This is a genomic window from Litorivivens sp., from assembly GCF_057445395.1.
The window spans coordinates 1-19,513 of sequence record NZ_JBVBUV010000045.1 but is presented as its reverse complement, the minus strand read 5'-3'; the positions used below and the strand labels follow the sequence as shown (position 1 = coordinate 19,513).

Annotated in this window: 19 protein-coding genes; 5 read left to right on the top strand and 14 right to left on the bottom strand. The window is 55.1% G+C overall.

From position 1 onward, the window contains the following. The first annotated feature begins 21 nt into the window (after window positions 1-21). Window positions 22-1,512 carry a class I adenylate-forming enzyme family protein gene (locus AC222A_RS12855; protein WP_372747516.1) on the top strand — a complete coding sequence of 497 codons (1,491 nt, stop codon included), beginning with the start codon at window positions 22-24 and terminating at the stop codon, window positions 1,510-1,512. A gap of 105 nt (window positions 1,513-1,617) precedes the next feature. Here AC222A_RS12855 and AC222A_RS12850 read toward each other — a convergent pair whose 3' ends face one another. Together AC222A_RS12850 and AC222A_RS12845 are read right to left on the bottom strand one after the other, a co-directional pair. Beyond that, on the bottom strand, window positions 1,618-2,742 hold the full coding sequence (locus tag AC222A_RS12850) for an NAD-dependent epimerase/dehydratase family protein (protein WP_486775074.1): 1,125 nt from the start codon (window positions 2,740-2,742) through the stop codon (window positions 1,618-1,620). Continuing rightward, the gene (locus tag AC222A_RS12845; RefSeq protein ID WP_372810940.1) at window positions 2,735-3,223 is read right to left on the bottom strand and encodes a nuclear transport factor 2 family protein; all 489 of its coding nucleotides are present in this window, start codon (window positions 3,221-3,223) and stop codon (window positions 2,735-2,737) included. The genes AC222A_RS12850 and AC222A_RS12845 overlap by 8 nt, the downstream gene beginning before the upstream one ends. 154 nt (window positions 3,224-3,377) lie before the next feature. Between AC222A_RS12845 and AC222A_RS12840 the strand changes: the two genes are divergently transcribed. Continuing rightward, the gene (locus AC222A_RS12840; RefSeq protein WP_372747519.1) at window positions 3,378-5,771 is read left to right on the top strand and encodes a TonB-dependent receptor; all 2,394 of its coding nucleotides are present in this window, start codon (window positions 3,378-3,380) and stop codon (window positions 5,769-5,771) included. Between the two features lie 71 nt (window positions 5,772-5,842). After that, a complete protein-coding gene (locus AC222A_RS12835) occupies window positions 5,843-6,415 on the top strand; it encodes a TetR/AcrR family transcriptional regulator (RefSeq protein WP_372747520.1) in 573 nt (190 codons plus the stop codon). 8 nt (window positions 6,416-6,423) lie between these two features. Here AC222A_RS12835 and AC222A_RS12830 read toward each other — a convergent pair whose 3' ends face one another. From AC222A_RS12830 to AC222A_RS12815, 4 genes are all read right to left on the bottom strand, one after another. Beyond that, window positions 6,424-7,458 (bottom strand): aldo/keto reductase, encoded by a 1,035-nt coding sequence (locus AC222A_RS12830; RefSeq protein ID WP_372747521.1) that lies wholly within the window; start codon window positions 7,456-7,458, stop codon window positions 6,424-6,426. A gap of 25 nt (window positions 7,459-7,483) precedes the next feature. Further along, window positions 7,484-8,467: an enoyl-CoA hydratase/isomerase family protein gene (locus AC222A_RS12825; protein ID WP_372747522.1), complete on the bottom strand. Its 984-nt coding sequence runs from the start codon at window positions 8,465-8,467 to the stop codon at window positions 7,484-7,486. Window positions 8,468-8,592: 125 nt separating this feature from the next. Then, window positions 8,593-9,639, bottom strand: coding sequence for an aldo/keto reductase (locus tag AC222A_RS12820; protein ID WP_372758474.1), 1,047 nt, complete (start codon window positions 9,637-9,639; stop codon window positions 8,593-8,595). After that, complete coding sequence (locus AC222A_RS12815) at window positions 9,636-10,265, bottom strand: TetR/AcrR family transcriptional regulator (RefSeq protein WP_372747524.1); 630 nt, start codon at window positions 10,263-10,265, stop codon at window positions 9,636-9,638. Before AC222A_RS12815 ends, AC222A_RS12820 begins: the two co-directional genes overlap by 4 nt. A gap of 192 nt (window positions 10,266-10,457) precedes the next feature. Between AC222A_RS12815 and AC222A_RS12810 the strand changes: the two genes are divergently transcribed. Together AC222A_RS12810 and AC222A_RS12805 are read left to right on the top strand one after the other, a co-directional pair. Continuing rightward, window positions 10,458-10,904, top strand: a complete 447-nt coding sequence (locus tag AC222A_RS12810) for a VOC family protein (protein ID WP_372747525.1) — start codon at window positions 10,458-10,460, stop codon at window positions 10,902-10,904. Between the two features lie 18 nt (window positions 10,905-10,922). Next, window positions 10,923-11,792, top strand: coding sequence for an LLM class F420-dependent oxidoreductase (locus tag AC222A_RS12805; RefSeq protein ID WP_486775073.1), 870 nt, complete (start codon window positions 10,923-10,925; stop codon window positions 11,790-11,792). Between the two features lie 5 nt (window positions 11,793-11,797). Here the strand turns inward: AC222A_RS12805 and AC222A_RS12800 are convergent, their stop codons facing one another. The 8 genes from AC222A_RS12800 to AC222A_RS12765 form a co-directional block, all read right to left on the bottom strand. Next, on the bottom strand, window positions 11,798-13,093 hold the full coding sequence (locus AC222A_RS12800; protein ID WP_486775072.1) for a hypothetical protein: 1,296 nt from the start codon (window positions 13,091-13,093) through the stop codon (window positions 11,798-11,800). Between the two features lie 143 nt (window positions 13,094-13,236). Next, on the bottom strand, window positions 13,237-14,562 hold the full coding sequence (locus tag AC222A_RS12795) for an amidohydrolase family protein (RefSeq protein ID WP_372749794.1): 1,326 nt from the start codon (window positions 14,560-14,562) through the stop codon (window positions 13,237-13,239). Window positions 14,563-14,660: 98 nt separating this feature from the next. Next, window positions 14,661-15,374, bottom strand: a complete 714-nt coding sequence (locus AC222A_RS12790) for a DUF2889 domain-containing protein (RefSeq protein WP_372749795.1) — start codon at window positions 15,372-15,374, stop codon at window positions 14,661-14,663. Continuing rightward, window positions 15,374-16,540 (bottom strand): thiolase family protein, encoded by a 1,167-nt coding sequence (locus AC222A_RS12785; RefSeq protein ID WP_486775071.1) that lies wholly within the window; start codon window positions 16,538-16,540, stop codon window positions 15,374-15,376. Before AC222A_RS12785 ends, AC222A_RS12790 begins: the two co-directional genes overlap by 1 nt. Next, window positions 16,537-16,935, bottom strand: a complete 399-nt coding sequence (locus AC222A_RS12780; protein WP_372750707.1) for a Zn-ribbon domain-containing OB-fold protein — start codon at window positions 16,933-16,935, stop codon at window positions 16,537-16,539. Before AC222A_RS12780 ends, AC222A_RS12785 begins: the two co-directional genes overlap by 4 nt. Window positions 16,936-16,938: 3 nt before the next feature. Continuing rightward, entirely contained in the window at window positions 16,939-18,195 is a 1,257-nt protein-coding gene (locus tag AC222A_RS12775) for a cytochrome P450 (protein ID WP_486775070.1), read from the bottom strand. A gap of 95 nt (window positions 18,196-18,290) precedes the next feature. Then, window positions 18,291-19,115, bottom strand: coding sequence for a coniferyl-alcohol dehydrogenase (locus tag AC222A_RS12770; RefSeq protein WP_372749363.1), 825 nt, complete (start codon window positions 19,113-19,115; stop codon window positions 18,291-18,293). A gap of 37 nt (window positions 19,116-19,152) precedes the next feature. Continuing rightward, window positions 19,153-19,356, bottom strand: coding sequence for a ferredoxin (locus AC222A_RS12765; RefSeq protein ID WP_372749362.1), 204 nt, complete (start codon window positions 19,354-19,356; stop codon window positions 19,153-19,155). Between the last annotated feature and the right edge of the window lie 157 nt (window positions 19,357-19,513).

The following is a 19,513-nucleotide window of genomic DNA, read 5'->3' as shown; positions in this document are numbered from 1 at the left end:
ACCTTCGGACGCAGTACATCCATGAATATTGCCCTGATTCTGCAAATGGCCGCCGACACCCTGCCCGACCGCATCGGCCTGGTCTGCGACGGCAAACGCTGGTCTTATGGCGAGCTGTTTGACGCCGCCAAAGGCGCCGCTGAATTATTTGTCGCAAACAACTGCCAACATGTCGCCCTGCTCGACGAAAGCAGCGAAGCTGCGCCCATTGCGTTGTTTGGCGCTGCGCTGGCCGGCATCCCCTATGTGCCGCTCAACTATCGACTAGCCGATGCCGATCTTGGAAAGTTGCTTGACCGCATCAAGCCCGCGTACGTGATTGGCGATGTGGCTCGCACCGAGCGACTGAGTCAAGGCCATACCTGCAACCCGCGTTCTGCCTTTGTGGAAGCTTCGCAAGCTGCTGCCGCTGACGCCTCCGGCGAAGAACGTGAGGGCGAAGGCATTGCCGCGCAGATCTTTACCAGCGGCACTACCGGCACGCCGAAGGCCGCCCTGCTGCGCCACGCCAATCTGATGGGCTACATACTCGGCACCGTCGAATTTATGTCGGCCGAAGAAGACGACGCCCAGCTGGTGTGCGTACCGCCTTACCATATTGCCGGCATCTCTACCCTGCTGAGTAATATGTACGCCATGCGACGCATTGTGATGCTGCCAGCCTTTGAACCGGACGCCTGGCTGCGACTGGCCGCTGAAGAAAAAGCGACCAATGCCTTTTTAGTACCGACCATGTTAGCGCGCATTATTGAGCGCATGGGCGATAACGCGGGGGCGCAATTGTCCAGCTTGAAATCCATTGCCTATGGTGGCGGCCGCATGCCGCCGGAACTAATTGAAAAAGCGATTGGCATACTGCCCGACACCAACTTCACCAATGCCTACGGCCTCACCGAAACCAGCTCTACCGTTGCCTTGCTGAGCCCGGAAGATCACCGCGAAGCATTCAGCTCAAACGATCCTAAAGTGCGCGCCCGCCTTGGCAGTGTCGGCAAACCCCTGCCTACCATTGAACTAGAAATTCGCGACGAAGACGGCAACGTTCTGCCCGCCGGTGAAGCCGGTGAAATCTATGTGCGCGGTGAGCAGGTCTCCGGCGAATACCGGGAGAAATCCGCACTGGATGCCGACGGCTGGTTCCCGACACGCGATGCAGGCTTTCTCGACGACGCCGGCTACCTGTTCCTGTCAGGCCGCGCCGACGATGTGATCGTGCGCGGTGGCGAGAACATCTCCCCAGGCGAAATTGAAGACGTACTGGCCACCCATCCCGCAATTGCAGATTCTGCAGCTGTCGGCGTGCCATCTGTCGAATGGGGCGAGGCCGTCGGTGTTGCAGTTGCCATTCGGGCAGGGCACGACCATCCAACAGAAGATGAACTGAAAAAACTCGTAAAAGACCGACTGCGTTCATCCAGAGTGCCAGAGAAAATCATTTTTCTCGCCGAACTGCCTTATAACGAAATGGGTAAGCTGCTGCGACGAGAAGTACGCACACTACTGGCAAGTTAATAAACCGTCAGCCGCCCCTCGCTCCCAGGCACATGCAATCTTCACTGTGGTTTTATCAATGTGCCGGGAGCGGGCACTGCCCGCAAAAATCGCAAAATGGTATCTTCAGAGACTGCGTAATCTTGCCGCCGCGTCCTCCACCAGCACTTCTTCACCGTAAGTTTCAGCAATCAACCGCCAAGGATCTGCATATCTACCCCGGTTTTCTTTCTTTTTCTGAACACTCAGATTCAGGCGCATCACAGCACGCAGCAGCGGGCTGACTAATCGAATGAAAAACCGGACAGGTCTCGGCAAACCGTCCGCCACCCAGGCACGGGTTTCATCCCAGTTATGCTGCTGAAAATTCAGCGTTGCCTGCGCCTGACGAGTGTCGTACCAGTCGGTAAAGCTCCAGCCGTACTCGTCATCCGGATCCCCCGGCAGGCTCGCACCCTCTCCAAGCCGCCCAATTCCGATGGCCGCCATCATGTCATCCTCTATCTCGCGCTGGGTCTTGAGATAGCTGTCATTACCGCCTATCAGAAATACGCGATCGCGTTTCTCTGCCGGCAGTTCGATGGCGTTGGCAAACGCCAGGGCAGCATCGCGGGCATCAACGCCGTGCACCCGCGTGTCACCGGGAGTTGCACGAGTCAGCAACAGATACTCACCTTTCATGTTGCCGAGACCATCCGGCGACAGCACACCGGCCAGCCGCAGAACTGCATATGGCAGGCCCGACTGAATCACCAGATTTTCCGAATCCACTTTATCCCGTCCATAACATTCAATAGGCTTGACCGGCGTAGAGTCATCTACACCGTGCGGATGCAGAAAGGGATTGCGAGAGCCGAAAACTGCTGAGCTCGAGGCATAGGCAAACAGCGGCTGCTTGCCGCTTTGCACAGCCGCCTCCAGCAAATGACGGGTGGCATCAACATTGACCCGACGTGCCAGCGACGGGTTCAGATAGCAAGGCGGCGAGCAAATCGCTGCCAGATGAATTACGGCGTCCGGACAATAATGGCGAAATAGCGTGTCAACCGCCCCACGATCAAGCAGATCAGCAAAGGCGACAACCAGGTTATCATGGGCAGACTGCCGCTCCGCCGCGATACTCTCCGTTTTCGAATTGCGCAGCTCTACCGCTATAACGCGATAATTGCGCGCCAGAAGAATATCGAGACAGCGCTTGCCCACCTGACCAAATGCGCCACTGAGCAGAACCGTTTTCAGCGCCTCAGGCATTGATCTTCCTCAACAGCCAGGTGCGAAACCAATTGGCGATATAGATGGCAAACAACCCGTTGAAATAATCCTCGCGCAGACGGGTCAGCTTCGAATATTTTATTTTCCAGAGGCCGTCCACTTTTTCATAGCACTCATGGTAATGACCATAGCCTTTCATGTTCAAACCAAAACCAAATCGAACCACATCTTCCAGTGCCCAGACACCGGTTGCCGTGGTAGGGGAGGTCAGTTCGATCTCTGGACCATGTATCTGATGCACTGTTGCACGGGTGGGTTTGCCGAGAGCCTTTCTGACAAAAGCGACAAAATCATCTGCACCGACAATTTCCTTGCCCCCGGAATCGGCAGTGTCGCTGTGAAAATCGTCAGCAAAAAGCTCGCGCCATCGCTCCCAATCCTTAGCATCGAGCAGTCGACAGTACCGCGCCTTAAGCTGCTTGATAGATTCGATTTCCAGTAGTTTTTCAGCGTTATCCATTATCTGACTACCCTTTCCCGCAGACCAACAGGTTATTTTACGAACAAAACATTGACTATCTTATGAAACTGATGGTTTCATAACTAAAGTACACAATAATTCTTACCGGGTAAAGCGCCCTGCCGCGCTGCACCGCTAAACAACGAGCCATGTAATGAACGCCTTGCTATCCCCCCGCCTGTTGATTGCCCTGCCCATGCTCTATCTCTCGTCAGCCCCATGGGCACAGAGCGAAAGCACCAGCCGCGGCCCAGTGATTGAAGAAGTATTTGTCACCGCCCAGCGCAAGGCTGAACAGATTCAGGACGTTCCGATTTCCATGTCGGCACTAGACGGTGAATTTCTGCGGGATCAGGGTATATCCGATCTGCAGGATGTCGCGCTGTATGTACCCAATGTCAGGGTGGACTTTGCCGGGAATTACATACAACCCCGAGTACGAGGCATTGCAACCAATACAGTGGTAAACCGCGGGCTGGCATTGCCTGTTGGGATCGTCATCGACGAGGTGCCTTACTCGCGTGCCGACTATTTTGCTGCAGGCCTGTTTGATCTGCAGCGAGTGGAAGTTCTGCGCGGCCCTCAGGGGCAACTCTTTGGTGCCAACACCACCGTAGGGCTGATGAACATCACCACGCGCGACCCGAGCGAGGAGACCATGCTCGATCTGAGCGCCGAAGGTGGCGAATACGAGCGAAGGCGTTATGAGGCAGCGCTCGGCGGCCCACTGATAGCGGACCGGATGAATGCCCGAATTGCCTGGCTCAAAGAGGAGTACGGCAATTACATGAAGAACACAACTGCGCTGACCAACCCCGAGGCGGATGAAGGCTTTGGTGAGCGCTCACGAGAGTCCTGGCGACTGAAGCTTGCCTTCCCCGACGTCTGGGGCGGCGACATTATGCTGAGCTATCAACACGACGACAGCCACTTTGGCGGCTCCCCCCGAGAAATAGTTTTTGGCCATGAACGCTGGGAAGAGCAATTGCGCGCTGCCGATCCGAATGTCGATGTCACCCCTGACAATTTAATCGGCTCCGTCGACAGCCCGAACTATCGCGATGCGGAGACAGACACGCTGGCACTCAAGGGCAGTTTCTATCTCGGCGAGTGGACGATAAATCTCATCGCCGGTTACTCGGAGCTTGAGTCCATAACCTTTGCCGACTCCGACAATTCCCCCCTGCCTGCCAACACGGTGGAAATTGACGAGGCCAGCAAACAGGACACCGCCGAGATCCGTCTGGGCTCCCCAAACCTCGACGGCTTTCTTGGCCTGGATTCACTGTTTGGCTTACCTCTCGGTAACAGCGATTTCACCGCCGGTGTGTTTTACCAGCGTCGCGACCAGAAGCCCACCAATGCAATCACCCGACTGAATGCACCACTGACAGTAACGCTCACTGGCCTCAGCTCATTACCGGGCTTTTTCCCGATTCCGGGTGTGTTGCCACCAGACAAGTGGGAATCCTTTACCGCCAATTTTGAGCAGGAAGCGCGGGAGCAGGCGGTGTTCGGCCAGTTCAACTGGTACTTTCTGGATCGCTGGACCCTGTTTGCCGGCTTGCGAGTCAGCGAAATTCGCAAGGACGCCGTTTGGGTGCAAACTATCGAGTCAGAGGACGGCGCCTGTTGCATCATAGAGAATCTGGTGTCCTCCTTTAATGGCGCCGAAAGCAATACCGAGCAATACCGCGCCCCCAAAGTCGGCCTTAAATTTGACTGGACCGATGACGTCAATTTCTACGCTACCTGGGCCGAAGGTTTTCAACCCGGCGGCTTCAACAACTTCAGTAATTCTGACTCAGTGGAAGCGCGTACCGTAGAGCCGGCCTATGTAGATGCCTGGGAGGCCGGCAGCAAAATGCGTCTGTTAGACGGCGCCGCTGAACTGAATATCGGCGTCTTTCTGATGAACATGAAAGATTTCCAGCTGTTCACCACCGCCAATGAAGACGGCGGGTTCATTCCCATCGCCCAGGTCACAAATGTCGGCGAACTGGAAGTTAAAGGGCTGGAGCTGGATTTCACGTGGCTGCCCAATCACTGGCTGAGCCTTCGCGGCTCGCTGGGGTACAACGATTCGGAGTATATCGATTTCCCCATTGCAACCTGCTTCACTGACAATGCCAACAGCGACGGCGATGACGAAGCGCGCTGCGACCTGACGGGCCAGCAGCTGACCCAGGCTCCGGAGTGGGAAGCCAGCTTTACACCTTCGATTCATCTCCCCATGGCACGGCTGACCAACGTCGCGCTGTTCCGAAATCTCGATCTGCGCGCCGGGCTAGGCGTTCAGTTCACTGACGAGCGGTTCCTTCATGAATCCAATGATCCTCGCCACATTCAACCGGCCTATACGCTAGTCAGTGCCTCGCTGGGCATACATCACGCCACCGCCAACTGGTCGATCGGGGTACGCGTGGAAAACGCAACGGACGAACGCTACGCCAACACGGGTATTGAAGCGATCCCGGCTGCGGGCCTGGGGGTTCGCGCGCCCAATCCGCCGCGCACCGTGATCGGCAGTTTCCGCTGGTCGTTCTGAGCCGCCGACTGGCAATGTCGACACGACATGACTATGCTCCGCAATTTTCACAGACAACAGACAAGGCGCGCATGAGTACTAAAACCTACCGCCCACACTTTGCGTCTGCCAGTGATGCACGCGTTTTACGCACGCGCGAAGCCTTGCGCGCTGCGATGCTGGAATTGCTGGAAAGCCAACCGCTGGAGCAGATCACCATCCCCCTGCTGGCCGCTCGCGCCGGCATTGGACGCACCACTTTTTTCCGGCACTACCCGTCAAAGGACGCGCTTCTGGACGATGTGGCCACCGATGCCATACGCGACCTGATTGAACTCACGCTGCAGGGCGCTAATGGCAACGATGCGGAGTTGGGCCCACTACTGTTATGTCGCTATGTGGCCAAACACCGCCAGCTGTGGAAAGCACTCCTAACCGGGGGAGCAGCCGGCGCCGTGCGTGATGAATTCGTGCGCGTTGCTCGCGAAGTTGCCGCCAAAGCGCCGACCCGGTCATCATGGGTGCCCAACGAAGCCTCCATCGTTATTATTTCCAGCAGCACGATCGCGCTGCTGACCTGGTGGCTGGAACAAGACAGACCAATCTCTGCAAAGCGTGTGGCCAGCATTATGGAACAGACCATTCTCGCACCGCACTTTGCCTGAATCGTCCCTCAGACCGGCGGGGGATTCAGGCGTCGGTAACTGCGATCCGACCAGTAGGCATAGTACGGATACGGCGGCGTCACCGCGCTGGCCTTGTCCAGACGCTGCAACTGATCATCGTTCAACGACCAGCCAACGGCACCCAGATTATCCTGCAGCTGACTCTCGTTACGGGCACCGAGAATTACCGTCGCAACAGTCGGCCGCGTCAACAGCCAGGCTAGGGCAATCTGGGGGATGCTTCTGCCGGTTTCACCGGCAATTTCCTGCAGCAGATCCACCACGTTGTAGAGCTTTTCTTCGTTCACCGGCAGCCCCCAATGTGCGACCGTGTCCAGACGACTTCCCGCCGGCGCTGACTGATGGCGGCTAACCTTGCCGGTAAGACGCCCCCAGCCCAGCGGGCTCCAGACCATGGCACTCACACCCTGATCTTGGGCTAACGGCATCAACTCCCACTCGTAGTCGCGCCCCACCAGCGAGTAATGCACCTGATGGGACACATAACGTGGCCAGCCGTTTTTATCTGAGCTAGCCAGTGATTTCATCAACTGCCAGCCAGAAAAATTTGACGCGCCGACATGGCGCACCTTGCCTGACTGCACAAGCGAATCGAATGCGGCAAGCACTTCATCGATGGGTGCGGACGCATCAAAACCATGCAGCTGCAGCAGATCGATGCGGTCGGTCTGCAATCGGTTCAGCGCTTTTTCCACAGCAGCCACAATCCTTTGGCCGGATGTGCCGCTGTCAGCCACACCATCGCCCAGTGGCAAGCCCATCTTGGTGGCGATCAATGCCCTGTCGCGACGCCCTTTTAACGCAGCCCCCAGAATCTCTTCGGCAGCGCCCTCGGAATACACATCCGCAGAGTCAAACAGGTTCGCGCCGGCGTCCAGACAGATATCAATCATCCGCCGCGCTTCGATCGCGTTCAGTTTTCCCCATGCCGAGAAAAAGCGGCCCTTGCCACCGAAGGTGCTGGTCCCGAAGCTCAGTACCGGTACTTGAAGCCCGGAACTGCCTAGCGTGCGGTATTCCATGCCGAGGTTTCCTCAGGTCCAGCCCTCAGTCTTTTTTCGCACGGCCGCCGTAGCTCAATCGCCACTCCGGTGGGTAGTTTAGATCGTTGTCTTTGACGATATTATTCAGCCCCTTGCCGAAAACATCGTCGCCGAGTTGAACATCATCCTGCCGGTCATTAGTCATCATCGGCAACATACCTTCGACAAAGCCCGTCATCAGGCTGCCCATGTACTCACCGCGATACTGTTTGTACATTTCCAGGAATGTCTTCTGCACCTGTATCGTGTCGGTAGGGCGTGTGCGGGCGCAGGCTTCAGCGTATTTGGCGGTTTCTGCTTCCAGCTTTTCGAGCGGTACAACACTGTTTATAAAATCGCACTCTTTCATTTCCTGCGCGGTAAACGGTCGCCCTGTAAACCACATTTCAGAGAACTTACGCACACCCATCATTTCAATCCAAGTCCACAGGCGCGGCCCCCAACCCACATAACGAAAGGCAGGGTGACCAAATAGAGCCTCTTCCGAAGAAACAACCAGATCAGCGTCGCCAGCCTGATAAAAGTGCCAACCGTAACAGTAGCCTTTAGCCTCGATAATGCTGATTTTCTTGAATTCCTGCAGCGGGCGATTGCCGGCTCGGGCTTTGGCGTAGTGATCCGTCAAACCGTGCAAAAAACGATAGGAACCTTTTGGTGGATAGCGCACATCTTCCTTGTTACTGATGCCGAATTCATGCAGCAGCGACACATCTTCTTCGGAGGCTGACAGCATATCGTCCTGCTCCGGCAAATCACCACCCGCCCCAAAGTGCTTGCCTTCACCCCGGAGTACCAGCACTTTTACATCGTCATCTATATTCGCTTGATGCACCAGATCAGCATATAACTGACGCATACCAATGGTGGTTGAGTTCTGTTTGTCAGGCCGGGCAAAGGTGAGCGTGGCGATTTTGGTGCTTTTGTCCTTGTCGTAGCGAATGTACTGTCGGGCCTCTTCCTTCAAAGCGTCGATTTCTTTCTCTTTCATCACAAGTCTCCTGCTAGTGTTATCACCCTGAAGGGCAAGTTAATGCACGTGTTCAGACTAGTACGTTTGCGCTGAATTGATCCCGACAGTTAGTGCGGCTTTCTCTACCAGCGACGCAAAAAACTTCAGCGGCGCGGTTCTACCTTGATGCCGCCAAACATGATCTCGGCGGGGCCGGTATCGATCATGTTATGCGGAAAACACATCTCCACCGCACTCACGTCGTGCAGTTTCGCCAAATGCGCTGCAGAAAACGACACGTCCAAGGCCCCGAGGTTATCGGCAAATTGCTCGAAGGTACGGGCGCCGATTATCGGTGAGGTAACCGCAGTGTTTTGCAACGTCCAGGCAAGTGCCACCTGTGACGCAGTGCAGTCAAGCTCATCGGCAATAGCGGCTACGACCTCGGCAATATCCAGCGCCTGTTCGGTCAAACGGCCGGTCGCCAGATTAATGTCCTTGCGCGAACCGCCCCCCCCAGGTTTAGCCTTGAGATCATCGCGCGAATATTTACCGCTCAATACACCACCGGCCAGCGGTGACCAGGGCAATACACCCAGACCCATTTCCCGAGCCATGGGCATAAACTCGCGCTCGACTGTGCGCTCAGTGAGATTGTAAGGAACCTGCAGTGCCACCAGCGGCGACCAGCCGCGCAGATCGGCCACCGCCTGCATACGCGAGATCTGCCATGCCGGCGTATCGGAAATACCGGCATAGAGGATTTTTCCAGCCCGCACCAAATCGTCAAAAGCGCGAAGAATTTCTTCCACCGGCGTACGGTTGTCCCACAAATGCAAATACAGCAAATCAATATAGTCGCTCTGCAAGCGACGCAAGCTGTCTTCCACCGCCTGAACCATATTTTTGCGCTGATTGCCGCAGGCGTTAGGATCGCCCTTACGCATGGTGAGACTGTACTTGGTGGCAACGACCATCTGTTGGCGCCGCGCTGACACCAACTTGCCAACCATGGCCTCCGATTCACCGCTGGCGTAAAAATTGGCCGTGTCGATAAAGTTGCCACCCAGCTCCATGTAAAGATTGAGCATCTGTTCGGCTTCGTCGAGGTTGGTACCCCAGCCAGGCATGCCAAAGGTCATGGTACCCAGCGACAATGGCGACACCCGCAATCCGGATCGCCCCAGCAGGCGATAGTCATCAAGTTTCATGTTGTATCCTTCACAAGCGTCGTTCCTCCGTGAGCAAGCATCCGACTTAACTGTCTGGCGACGCACTGCTGATCAACGGTTCGACCGGTCATGGCGCTATCCATCGCCACCGCAAAAAACATCCCGAAACTGGCAAGCTGCACCAGTCGCGGCTCAAGATCATCGGCGACAAAATCTTTCATTGCCTCCGCCTGAGCTTCCAGCGCCGGCGCGATATGTTCACAGTACAACTTGCTGCCAAGGGTCTGATCAGAAAAAAGCGCCTGAACAAGCAACGGAAAACTGTCGGCTACGCTGCCTAGATGCTCGCCGACTGCTTGTTCAAGCCGGCGAGAGAAAACCTCGGGGGAATCAGCCTGTGCATAGTGCCCGGCACGTTTGCGTGCGCCCGCCATCAACTCAACCAGCGGCTCAACCACCGCCTGCATAAACAGCTCTTCCTTGGACGAGAAGTGTTCAAATAGGGTGGCCTGATTAACCCCGGCCGCCTGAGCCAATTCACGTGTACGCGAACCTCTAAGACCAGACTGAGCAAAGACCGCGCGACTCGATTCCAGAATCCGACGCCGCCGCTCCGTGGCCGGAAGATACTGCCGTTTTTTCTGATGCGGTATTGCGCGAGTCACGTTAGGCAATCCTGTCGTTATCAGCCCGTTGGATAAGGTTATCCAGCCTACGCCTCTCACCTCACCACTTCCAACCAACTGGTTGGTTGTAGACGAACAGAGAATTGACTCGCGCCGCACTCATACAATTGCTTTAACGCGAAACACGACCTAGAGTGAGGCCTATAACAACAGCAACTAGGCAATCCCGTCATGAGCGATGACCTCAAATCAGCCCTCAATCTGCCACCCATCGACCAGGTGGGCTTTGTGGTCAGCGACCTGAACGAGGCGATAGCGCGCTATACGCCTCTGTTCGGTGAATTTACGGTGATGGACGCACCCGATATGGAGTGGGATTATCGCGGCCAGCAGGAAACCAGCTCACTAAAACTCGCCTTCGCTCGCAGCGGAGAAGTGGAAATTGAGCTGATCCAGTGGCTGTCTGGCAAGACTCCGCACAAAGAGTTTCTGGACCAAGGGCGAGAGGGTCTGCACCACGTACGTTTTCCGGTCATAGACCTGGAACAGCGCGTGCAAGAAGCAGCCAAACTGGACTATCACGCCATCTGGTACAAGCGTTTTTCCGACACGGTAGCTGCCGCCTATCTGGAACGGGCAGGTGACCCCCTGATAGTCGAATTCTTTGAAAACACCTGAGTGAAGGATCTAGAAACTATGCGATTCTGGCAGCCCATCACTTGGGCAGAAACAGATCAACTCATCGAGATTGCCCGATTCGCCGAAGAAGTCGGCTTTTATGGTGTTATGACCGGCGATCATGCGCTGTACCCGCAACGTATGGAAGCCGCCTACCCCTATTCCAGCAGCGGTTATCCCCCGCAAACGGCAGACTCGGAATATCCGGATCAGTGGGCACTGTTTGGCGCGATGGCCGCAGCCACCCGCACCCTGCGATTTACCTGCGGTGTCTATGTGCTGCCGCTGCGAAACCCCATTGAAGTAGCCAAGGCCTGTGCGACACTCGACATCCTCAGCGAAGGCCGCTTTATCCTTGGCGCTGGCGCCGGCTGGATGCGCGAGGAATTTGACATTTACGGCGTCGACTTCAAAACCCGGGGCAAGCGACTCGACGAAAGTCTGCAGGTTATTCAAGCGCTTTGGAAACCGGAAATGGTAGAGTTTCACGGTGAGTTTTTCGACTTTCCACCGATTCAATTGGCGCCAGCCCCCAGGCACGGCATTCCCATTTACATAGGCGGCGCGAACAAATTGGCCCTGAAACGCGCGGCCCGTTTTGGCGACGGCTGGATTGGTACCGGCAATCACCCTGACGAAGTGGCAGGCATCATAAGCGAGTTGCAAACTTTGCGTGCCGAGGTCGGGCGCGACGACCGGCCCTTCGATACGCTTATTGGCCTGACGGCCTCACTTGAGCCGGAAACGTTTCAACGACTGGCGGAGACGGGAATGACCTCAGGGCTGAACATGCCCTTTGAATACGGACTTGGCCGCGGCTCCTCCCTGGATCAGAAAAAGCATTTTATGGAAGCCTTCGCCGAACGAATCATTCGTCGCGTGAACTGACTGCGCTATACGCAACCGTGCTCAAGGCTGTGCATCAACGCGTTCATGTCGGTGCGCTCCCAAAGATTCAGAAAGGCCGTCAATATCAGCAGCTGGGAACGCACTTGCTCATTTGAGGTTATCAGAGCATCGCGCGGACTTTTGGCTTTGGCAAGTTCCGGCTGCGCCGCCAGCATGGTTTTCGGGGAATCGAGCATCCAGGCCAGCCCCATCATGGCCACATTCAGGGTTAGGTGCCGCAAGAGCGTTTTCCGACACAATAATGGACCGCCGCAGCTTTCAAATTCACTGATAAATAGCGTCAGTAAATCGTCAAAATGCTCATTCCAAATGGGCAGCTCTGCGGCACTGAGGCAGCCCCACAGCGCAACCGCTACATTCATCTGGCTAACGTTGCCCCAATCCATAAGTCCGCAGGTCAACTCGCCACTGTCGTTACGCCAGAACCAGGCATTGTCCACGTGGGCGTTCCAGTGGCACAAGGCGACCATCTCCGGCCGACTTTGCAGGACCGTGATAACCCTGCTTGAAAGTGACTGAAAGCGCGGCGCTTCATCGCGCAGACGCGCAAAGAAAGCCTCCGTTCCTAAGGCGCCGGGGAACAGCTGCGGGTTTTCGGTGGCCAGTTGGATATAGTCATCCACCCGCTCGCCAATCTGCGCTGGCGTATACGGTGCTCGGGCGCTTACGGTGAGTTTGGTGGGATCGAAGGGAAACGAGCGCTCAACAGTATTACCCAGTCGACCGGCTTTATGACTGCCAGCCAGTCTCGCCAAGGCACGGATCAGTGCCTGATAATGGCCAAGCTGATCGGGCATTTCGTGATCGAGCCCTTTTTCATATTGCGGTTCAACGCCATCCATCCCAAAGGGAATACATTGAGTTATCAGAATTCCCGTACCGGTTTGGACATGAAAATCGGCGAAATAGCATGCCGGCACAACTACCGGGAAATCAGGGAGTTGTGATAACAGAGCAAATCGCACTTCCAACTCCATCTGCACTTTGGCGGCATCTCGACGCCTATTGTCGAAATCTCGGGAGAATTTGACGAACAGGTTGTTATGCAGATTGGGTTCAGGGCGTTTGTAGTCGACAACCAGCAGCATTTTTCGGCCTGTGCTGCCGCCGCTGACTTCACGCGCGTTATTAATACACGATACAGCATTGTTTTCTGACAACATTCCAGAGGCGCGAAATGCACGCGTAAGAAATGCAGCACCGCCTGCGATAAGCGCGTCTGCGTGAGCCGGAAATTCCAGTCCTAGCGCGTCGCCGCGCACCCAATCGACTTTGGTCATTGCCAGTTCACTTTTCCATCGTTCTCACGCTGCCCCAAAAACTCGCCCCCGCTTAACAGCCGCACGAAACTTCCATGCCCATCCGAATTTTCAATAAAAAAAAGGCCCCAACAATGTCGGAGCCTTTTCTATTTCACCGGCAGTTAGCCAGCTTTTTTCTTCTCACCTTCTTGGGCGTGGTGAGCAAACATTTTCGCCAGATCACCGGACGTTATACGACGGGTTTCCGCCTCATCTGTCGGGCGGTCACCCGGCATGGATTTCGGCGTAGTATCAACCCCATCTGCCTTGGCTTTCGCACGCAGTGCACCAACAGTCAGGTCTTCCTTCTTATTGAACTTAAACAAATCAAAGTTAAACCAGTTGATCGCGTTCAGGTGGGTAATTTTGTCGATCTGAACGTTTGTCAGGTGCTTGCACTGCTCCCACAAAAAGTCCGGGCATTCAGGCCACAGCGTATCGGAATGCGGATAGTCACACTCGTATGCCACCAGATCTTCATTCAGCTCATCGAGATTTTTCAGACCGTAAGCATCGTCGATAAAACACAGCATGAAGTGTTTCTTGAAGCGCTCGCTCGGCAACATGCCGCCGAAGTGGTTGCGGGTCCAATACTTGTGACGCGAATGGGCGAAGTCCGCGCGCTCCAGGAAGTAAGGCACCCAGCCGATGCTGGCTTCTGACAGGGCGATTTTCAGATCATACTTGTGCAGAGCTTCCAGGTGCAACCAGTCTGCGGCGCCCACAGAACTCGATAGCGGCATGGTGGTGATCCACGCTTCAATTGGCGTTTCCATGGAGGCGTGCGGCACCGGGTTCCCTGCACCGATGTGCAGACACATCACAAAATCGTGCTCGGCAATCGCCTTCCACATCGGCTCCCAGTACGCGTTATGAACGCTCGGCAAACCTTGCTTGGTGGGGTTTTCGTTGAGGGAAACTGCGGTGCAGCCTTTGGCCGCCAAACGCTTTATCTCGGCAACGGTCGCATTCATATCCCAGGTCGGCAGAATGGCGCAAGGAATAAAACGGCCTGGGTAAGCACCGCACCACTCATCCACATGCCAGTCGTTGTAAGCTCGCAGATGTTTCAAAGCCAGATCTTTATCAGGCGCCAGATGGAATTTCCCACCGTCAAAGCCCACTACGGTACCAAAGTTCAGTGAGGCGGCTACGCCGTTTACATTCATATCGTCGATACGTTTGTGCACGTTGTAAACGCCTTCACGCATCTGCTCCAACGAGTTCGGTTCCATACCGTACTCTTCCTTCGGACGACCGACGACAGCGTTCAAACCGACAGATGGCATAAACATGCCCTGATAGGTCCAGAAGGCTTTGCCTTTTTCGTCAGTACCGAATTTCGGGGCAGTGGCCAGATCATCGCCAGACAAGTGCTTGTCGAACATATCCGGCGGCTCAGTGATATGATCATCCACACTGATGATTACCATATCGTTCTTTTCCATAACATCCTCCTGTCGGCGATTACACATTTGCCGGTTTCTTACAGTTTAGATAAAACTTGGCAGACAAGTTTCGCTGTACTACGCATTCACGTATCGATTTACCAAGCAGGCTCGAACTTATCGAGGGGCTGCTCGCTCCCTTCACTAAAATCTTTAATTTCACCCACCCGTTTTGCCACTTGCTTACGCTCGGGCTGAAAGGTGTAGCAACTGGGCGGCATTTTGCTCGCATCCGATTGATTTTCCAGCGGAATCGTTCGCCCATTGGCGAGCATATTGCCCCACTGCAGCAGTTTCGCCGGCTCCTGCAACTCAGCTGCCAGCGACGCTATCCAGGGCTTGAGCTTATCGAGCCTCAAACCCGCTGCGCCTGCTGGCTCCTGCAAAACAAAACCTTTTTCTACCCACCACAACACGCAATCGCCGTTGCGCCGCACTTCAGCCCGGCGTTCATTCGCGAGCGGATCAGACACCAGAATGTCGTATACCAATGGCTGATCATCGTTAGCGTGAGCAGCGGCCAGCAGAGCCAGGTCATACAAATGCGTACAGTTACTGCGCTTGTCACTGCGGCGACCAAAATCTGCCAATGCTTCGCCGACAAATGTCTGGCGAACTTTTGCCTCGGCGCCAGGACATGTGGTCCATGGCGCACGACGCATATCCGCCTCCATACCGCGAACTATGGTGCCGTCGTGGTGAACAACCACACTCATGCAGTGAAAATCGTCTTCCACTTCGCACTGAATTTTCCCGGCACCTGGCGTAATACGAAAACGCCGTCGAAACCCGGGCAATTCATCCAGTAACACTAATCTCTCGCCAGCAGCAGCGCGGTGGCCAACGGACCACCACCCGACGTTGCAATAGCGACCTTCGGGTCATTGGCAATCTGACGCTCACCACCTTTGCCACGCAGCTGCAATACCGCTTCGTGAGCAAAGCCAAATCCATGGAACCGGCCCGCTGCTATTTGCCCACCAAAGGTATTCATTGGCAGTTCACCATCGAGCGCAATACGCTGACCGCCTTCAATAAATTTGCCACCCTCACCCACTTCACAGAAACCGAGGGCTTCCAACCAAGTCACCGCAAGAAAGCTGAAGCCGTCATAAAGCTGCACGGTATCCACGTCAGAAGGTTTGTAATCAGTGCGCTGCCAAAGGTCGCGTCCCGTATCATAGGAGGCCATCCACTCGGGTTGATCCCAACTGTGGCGGTCCACACTGCCTGCCATAGCCGCAATGCGAATCGGCGTACATTTCACCTCGTCCAGCGCATCGCCAGCAGACACAATGAGCACCGTAGAGGCATCGGTGTACTGGTCGCAGTCAAACAGACACAGCGGATCGGCGATCATGCGCGCAGACAAATAATCCTCCATGCTCAGTGGCTTGCCATGCATCAGAGCCTTGGGGTTTAACTGGGCGTTCTTGCGGTCGTTCAGGGCAACCTGCGCCAACTGCTCGCGGGTCATACCATATTTTTTTACATGGCGGTTGGCGTACTGCGCTACCCACACAGCAGCTGAAAGAGCGTTAAACGGTGCAGTCCACTGACTCATGCCGTCAACACGGTCTCGGCGCGGCATAGGGTATTCGTCAGGTCTGGCCATGGCCGCCGCTTCATACACAGTGCGATAACAGATGATGTGTCTGGCTTGGCCCGATTTAATAGCGCCAACAGCCGCCACCAGCGCGCCGAGCTGTGACGAAACTTCTCCACCACCGGAATACCATGTGGCTTTGATGCCAAGGGCATCAATCAGCTCATCCGAACCCACCGGCGAAAAACCCAGCATTTGCGGCACCCGACCGGGATAGGTGGCGACGCCGTCGATCTGGTCAATGCTCAAGCCCGCTTCGCCCAGCGCTTCCTTGACCGCATCCACCGTCAGTAACAGAGGATGGCGCTCGAGCTTCTTACCAACATCCGATTGTCCAATACCAGTGATATAGGCTTCTAGTGCTTTGCTCATGCCTTCACCTTCTCAAACAGCGGAATGTAAACATCATCCTGATGCTCAAAGGTCACTTGTACCTTGTCACCAAATTCAATCTCGTTTACCTCACAACCGACCACGTTGCTGGTGATGATTACGCCCGGCGCATCATCCAGCGCAATACGCGCCACGATGAAGGGTACTTCCATAGCCGGGTGCCACTTCTGATGATTAACGGTGAAGGTATCTACGGTGCCGATGCCCGACACGGCTTTGGCTTTGACGTTGTCAGACAGGCAGTGGCGACACACCGGGCGCGGCGGATGAATATAACCGTCGCAATCTTCGCAGTGCATGATGCGAAGTTCGCCCTGTTCACCACCGGTCCAGAAATCTCGGTTGATAGCATCAAGTTTCGGTAGCGGTCGCACGCGTTAAACCTCCCACACCAGGTTCAGGGTTTCGACACCGATCACGTTACCGCAATGGAAAGTGGGCGGCTTGGTGGCGTCTAATTTGAACTGGGGTATCGCTGCCAGCAGCTCTTCATACACTACCTGCAGCTCTACCCTCGCAAGATGCGACCCCAGGCAGCGATGAGGGCCGGCGTTAAAAGCGATATGCGGTTTGCTGCGATCCAACTTGTACTGTTCCGGATGTTCGTACTCAGCGCCGTCAAGGTCGGCACCAGGCAGGAACATGACTGCGCGCTCGTCTTTTTTCATTTCAACGCCCTGAAACACGATATCGCGATCAACTCGGCGCGGCGGTATGGTAAAGGTATAGCGCCGCAGAAGTTCTTCTGTGGCGTCTTTGATGAGCTCAGGCGCGACACGCAATTTGGCCTGCAGCGCCTGATCCATCGCCAGGTGACGTACACCGTGACCTATACCCTGCATCACAGTATCGAGCCCTGCGATAAACAGCAGCACACCGTAGTTTTCCTGATCTTCCAGAGTGATAGGCTGGCCGTCGATTTCGACCTCCCACAACATGCTGATAATGTCATCCTGAGGATTGTCTTTGCGCGCAAGAATGGTTGGGCGCATCGCTGCCGCCACATCCTGCATTGAGGTCAAGCTGTCCATAGGATTAGACGAACCGATCGCATCGAGGTGTTCGCGGGTCAGCTTGCGGTATTCGGCCAGTCTTTCCAGCGGCAAACCCAGCATCTTTAGAAACACCTGTACCGGCAGCGGCTCAGACAGGGCGTTCATCAGCTCGCATTCACCTTTGTCTGCAAACTGACTGATAAGCTTCCGAGCTAGTTCGCGGATACTCTCGCGCAACCCTTCAATAACTTTGGGGGAAAATACGCGCTGCAATGGCTGGCGGTATTTGGTGTGATCCGGCGGGTCAAGATTGATCGGCACCGCCATCGGGATTCGACCTAGTTCTTTTTCAAGCTCGCCAAAAATTGCATCCATCTGCTCACGCGGATAGATTTCATTGGAAAAGGTTTCTACATCTCGGGCAGCTTCAAAATTTGCCTGATGTCCAAACAATACCCAGTGACCATTGTTGCGTGGCGTCCAGAAAATGGGCGGCGCGTTGCGATGAATGTCCATAATCCGCTCGTGGGGATTGGCCACCAACGCCGGATCGCGATACATATCGAAGTCGAACACCAACGACTCCGGAATGTGATCCGGCTTCGCGACTGTGTCACTCAGTACTGCGTCAGTTGCCATTGGGCATCCTTATCACTTTAATCTGCCGCCCGAAATCTGCTGCTTGCCTGCGCCTAAGCCGCCGAAACCACGGGCTTTTACGGCTACCACGAGACCTACTTGCCGGGGCCTGCCTGAACCGTCATGGCAGAAAGATCTATCTGACCAGTCATCATGCCGCCCATAAAACCACCATCTACGGGTAAGGCGAGACCGTTCAGGTAACTGGCACGCTCGCTGTTCAGGAAAATCAGTGGTGCCGCTTGTTCTTCAGGCGTAGAACGGCGGTCTATGGGCTGGATAAAGCACTTGAGTACAGCGTCGTCGGTGGCCGCTTCAAAGTGGCTCATCATCGGCGTCTGGGTCGGGCCGGGCAGCGTGCAGTTGATACGAATGCCTTTCTTGATAAGCTGCGCGCCCATAAACATGGTCCAAACGCATACGGCTTCTTTAGAGAAGGCATAGCCCTCACCAACCTGGTCCATATTGTCTTCGCACCATTTTACCGCTGCATCGAAACCCTGATTGGCGATAAAGCCCATATGCTCAGCGATTTTTCGGCTGTATCCCAAACCGCCATTCGAAGAAATGGTCGCAATGCGCGAGCCCTCAGACATCAGCGGCAGCACTTTTTCTGTCAGGTGGCGCATGCCGATAAAATTAACTTTCATCACGTCCATGGCCGGTGCGGTCTGTGGCAGACCGGCGCAGTTAAAAAGCGCATCTATTTTGCCACCTACCTTTTCTACCGCTGCATCGATGGTCGCAGGATCACGCAGGTCAACAATATTAAAAGAAGCCAACTCCAGATCGGTTTCCTTGAAATCGAAACCGTGTACTTCTGCGCCCAGCTCAACCAGTTGTTTGGCGGTAGCCGCGCCCATACCTGAGAAGCAGCCACTGACAATGACGCGCTTACCTTTGTATCCCAAATAATCCATCGTCTTTCCTCTTTATTAGTCTGGCGTGAAGCGCGGGCTACTCAGCGTCGTCTTCAACGATTGTGATAATACGTTCTGGGCAGGAACGCGCACCGCGACGGGCCAGCTGCTCCATACCCTCAGGCACGTCGATTTCCTCAACGGCGATGTAGCCATCGTCGTCCAACTCAAACAGCACTTCGGAGATTGCTGCGCAGCGGGCATTGCCCACGCAAGCCGACTTGTCGATACGGATTTTCATGATTAAAAACTCCTATTTTCTTGCGGCTGGCCAAGCCTTCGCAGTTTGAGCTATTATACATCAGTGCTGTCCAATAGCAACACGGAAGGGCACCCCTGAACAGGAGGCACTATGCCTATAAAAAACATAGGCTTAGCGCATTTTTTGCGGCCCGCAA

Coding starts and splice junctions, on each gene's coding strand:
- AC222A_RS12830 (WP_372747521.1), bottom strand. CDS start 7,458: ATGGAATACCGCACGCTAGGCAGTTCCGGGCTTCAAGTACCGGTACTG.
- AC222A_RS12835 (WP_372747520.1), top strand. CDS start 5,843: ATGAGTACTAAAACCTACCGCCCACACTTTGCGTCTGCCAGTGATGCA.
- AC222A_RS12840 (WP_372747519.1), top strand. CDS start 3,378: ATGAACGCCTTGCTATCCCCCCGCCTGTTGATTGCCCTGCCCATGCTC.
- AC222A_RS12845 (WP_372810940.1), bottom strand. CDS start 3,223: ATGGATAACGCTGAAAAACTACTGGAAATCGAATCTATCAAGCAGCTT.
- AC222A_RS12800 (WP_486775072.1), bottom strand. CDS start 13,093: ATGACCAAAGTCGATTGGGTGCGCGGCGACGCGCTAGGACTGGAATTT.
- AC222A_RS12765 (WP_372749362.1), bottom strand. CDS start 19,356: ATGAAAATCCGTATCGACAAGTCGGCTTGCGTGGGCAATGCCCGCTGC.
- AC222A_RS12795 (WP_372749794.1), bottom strand. CDS start 14,562: ATGGAAAAGAACGATATGGTAATCATCAGTGTGGATGATCATATCACT.
- AC222A_RS12785 (WP_486775071.1), bottom strand. CDS start 16,540: ATGAGCAAAGCACTAGAAGCCTATATCACTGGTATTGGACAATCGGAT.
- AC222A_RS12850 (WP_486775074.1), bottom strand. CDS start 2,742: ATGCCTGAGGCGCTGAAAACGGTTCTGCTCAGTGGCGCATTTGGTCAG.
- AC222A_RS12810 (WP_372747525.1), top strand. CDS start 10,458: ATGAGCGATGACCTCAAATCAGCCCTCAATCTGCCACCCATCGACCAG.
- AC222A_RS12820 (WP_372758474.1), bottom strand. CDS start 9,639: ATGAAACTTGATGACTATCGCCTGCTGGGGCGATCCGGATTGCGGGTG.
- AC222A_RS12775 (WP_486775070.1), bottom strand. CDS start 18,195: ATGGCAACTGACGCAGTACTGAGTGACACAGTCGCGAAGCCGGATCAC.
- AC222A_RS12805 (WP_486775073.1), top strand. CDS start 10,923: ATGCGATTCTGGCAGCCCATCACTTGGGCAGAAACAGATCAACTCATC.
- AC222A_RS12825 (WP_372747522.1), bottom strand. CDS start 8,467: ATGAAAGAGAAAGAAATCGACGCTTTGAAGGAAGAGGCCCGACAGTAC.
- AC222A_RS12770 (WP_372749363.1), bottom strand. CDS start 19,115: ATGGATTATTTGGGATACAAAGGTAAGCGCGTCATTGTCAGTGGCTGC.
- AC222A_RS12855 (WP_372747516.1), top strand. CDS start 22: ATGAATATTGCCCTGATTCTGCAAATGGCCGCCGACACCCTGCCCGAC.